The sequence below is a fragment of the Pseudomonas sp. GW821-FHT07E12 genome (genome assembly GCF_058986605.1).
The window spans coordinates 1-2,955 of the sequence record NZ_JBYSVX010000084.1; the positions used below are offsets into that span (position 1 = coordinate 1).

2 protein-coding genes are annotated in these 2,955 nt (G+C 65.9%); one reads left to right on the top strand and one right to left on the bottom strand.

The genetic code is table 11. The features are described from left to right. Window positions 1-65: 65 nt before the first annotated feature. On the bottom strand, window positions 66-2,243 hold the full coding sequence (locus tag AC3WJE_RS20980) for a glycoside hydrolase family 3 N-terminal domain-containing protein (protein WP_493732780.1): 2,178 nt from the start codon (window positions 2,241-2,243) through the stop codon (window positions 66-68). Window positions 2,244-2,670: 427 nt separating this feature from the next. Between AC3WJE_RS20980 and AC3WJE_RS20985 the strand changes: the two genes are divergently transcribed. Next, the coding region (locus tag AC3WJE_RS20985) for a hypothetical protein (RefSeq protein ID WP_493732781.1) at window positions 2,671-2,955 on the top strand (285 nt) is incomplete at its 3' end.

Here is a 2,955-nt window from a genome sequence, read left to right on the forward strand (position 1 = left end):
ACGGGCGATGGGGTTTTACCGGTAAAACCCCATCGCGGCTCACGCCGCTCCTACGCGTACCACCATTACCGCGTCAGCAACTCGAACTGCACCGCCTCGCCACTCTTCGACGAGGCACACACCCACAGGTCGAACACGCCCGGCTCGGCGCCGAACTCACCCTGCGGATTGGTGAACGCCAACGCCTGCCGATCCAGCGCGAACACCACCTCGGTGCTCTGGCCCGGCTGCAGCAGCACCTTGCGGAACGCCTTCAACTCGCGCACCGGGCGCACCCGGCTGGCGACGCGGTCGTGCATGTACAGCTGCACCACTTCCTCGCCGGCACGCGTGCCGGTGTTGGTCAGGCGGGTGGTCACGGTCAGCGTGTCGTCCCAGCCGAGCGTGGCCGTGGACAGCTGCGGCACGCCATATTCGAACGTGGTGTAGCCCAGGCCGTGGCCGAACGGATACAGCGGCTCGTTCGGGATCTCGCGCCAACGTGCCTTGTACTCGGACATCGTCGGCAACTCGGGGCGGCCGGTGCGCATGTGGTTGTAGAAGAACGGCTGTTGCCCACTCGCCTGCGGGAAACTGACCGGCAGCCGCGCGGACGGGCTGTAGTGGCCGAACAGCACATCGGCCACGCCATGACCGGTCTGGGTGCCCAGGTACCAGGTCACCGCGATCGCCGCGGCGTTGCGGACCGCGCCGGTCAGCGCCAGCGCGCGACCGTTGCGCAGCAACACCACCAGCGGCTTGCCGGTGGCGGCCACCGCCTCGGCCAGCGCCAGCTGTACCGGCGGCAGCACGATGTCGATGCGCGATTGCGCCTCGCCACTGAACCGCTGCGGCTCGCCCAGCGCCAGCACCACCACGTCGGCCGACTGCGCCGCCAGCACCGCCGCCTGGAAACCACCGTCGATGGCTTCCTCGAACCCGCAGCCCGGTTCGATGATCAGATCGGCCTGATCACCGATCGCCGCACGCACGCCGGTCTCCAGCGTGACATAGCGCGACTTGTCGCCGAACAGCGTCCAGCAACCCTCGATGTTGTCGCGGTCGCTCACGAACGGACCGATCAACGCGATCTTCTGCCCACTCGGTTTCAGCGGCAGCACGCCGCCCTCGTTCTTCAACAGCACGATCGAGCGCTTGGCCGCCTCGCGCGAAAGCAGATCGTGCGCCGGCAGATGCGAGTCGTCGGCCTCGCGCGCCGGATCGAGCGAGCGATACGGATCATCGAGCAGACCGATCTGGTCCTTGAGCCACAGCACCCGCCGCACCGCCGCGTCGAGCGCCTCAACGGGAACTTCACCGCTCTCGACCAGATCCGGCAGGTGCGCGGCGTAGAAGCCGCTCTGCATGCTGATGTCCATGCCGGCCAGGAACGCCTTCCTGGTCGCATCGCGATCATCGGCCGCATAGCCGTGCGCGACCAGTTCCATGTCGGCGGTGTAGTCGGAAATCACCACCCCGGGGAACTGCCACTCATCACGCAGGATCCCGGTCAGCAACTCGCGATTGGCACTGGCCGGCACCCCGTTGATGTCGTTGAACGAGGTCATCACCGACACCGCACCGGCCTCGAAGGCGGCCTTGAACGGCGGCAGGTGCACATCACGCAAGGTCTGCGGCGCGATATCGACGGTGTTGTATTCCATGCCCGCCGCAACCGCGCCGTAGGCGGCGAAATGCTTGGGCGTGGCCAGCAACGCATCGGCGGCCTTCAGGTCCTTGCCCTGGAAGCCACGCACGCGCGCCACCGCCAGCACCGATCCCAAGAACGTGTCCTCACCGGCGCCCTCGGCGCCACGACCCCAGCGCTGGTCGCGGGCGATATCGACCGCCGGTGCATAGGTCCAATGGATACCCGCGGCGGTCGCCTCGATCGCGGTGGCGCGGGCGGTCTGCTCGGCCAGCGCCGGCTCGAAGCTGGCAGCCTCGCCGAGCGGGATCGGGAACACCGTGCGCATGCCGTGGATCACATCCGCCGCCAGGATCACCGGAATGCCCAGCCGGCTTTCCTCCACCGCCACCTTCTGGATCTGCCGGCCCAGCTCGGCACCCACACCATTGAACAGCGAGCCGACCCGCCCAGCGCGCACCTGCGCCAGCACCTCATCGGCGTTGCGCACATTGGCGTCCGGATTCACGTCCGGCGCGAACGGCCGCACCATGTCGGCGAACGCCCCCAGCTGGCCGACCTTCTCTTCGAGGGTCATGCGGGCGATCAGGGCTTCGATTCGGTCAACAGCAGCCATGGCATCCTTGAGAAAACGTTTACATAGCCGCCAATTCTAGCTTTGCGGGCAGGCCAGGAGGTGAATTTTGTCGCCAATCCGTGCCCCATCCCACACGATGAAGGGCACAACACGCGAGGCCGCGCAGCATACGTCGGCGAATGGGCAGCGAGCCAGAATATCCGCAGACCGCAGCGCCCCTTTTGGACCGACCGCACGAAATGCCCCCAACGAACCCGCCGAGCCGTCATCGCGCAAGCGCGGCCCCTCCGCTGAATAGCCGGCTGGCAGCTTCCCTGCCCCGTTCCGGCAAAGGCACTGCCCCCCGCCTACGCAGGGGCGACGATAGAGAGATTGTCGGGGGGACGGTGCGCAGGCTGGACTGTTTTCGATACACCCACAGACGTCATCCCCAAGCAAGCGGAAAACGCTTTTCAGCAGCCGAAGGTTGATCACCCAGGAACGTTCCTGCGAACTGGAACGAGCCGTCATAAGGAAAGAACAACAAAGACGGACCAAGACCACAACCGGCCGCTGTTTTGAATTTGCTCCTGCTCCTGCTCCTGCTCCTGCTTCTGCTTCTGCTTCTGCTGTTGCTGTTGCTGTTGCTGTTGCTCGTGATTTTGCCGTTGCTGTTGCCTTGGACTTTGATTTACCCGGGGCCCCTGCCGCAGCGGCGGAGACGACGGGAAAAACCCGAAGGGCGACGCACATGGATGTGCGTCGTTTTCTG

What these genes read in the sequence shown, in the direction of transcription:
- AC3WJE_RS20980 (WP_493732780.1), bottom strand. Translation starts at nt 2,243, where the DNA reads ATGGCTGCTGTTGACCGAATCGAAGCCCTGATCGCCCGCATGACCCTC.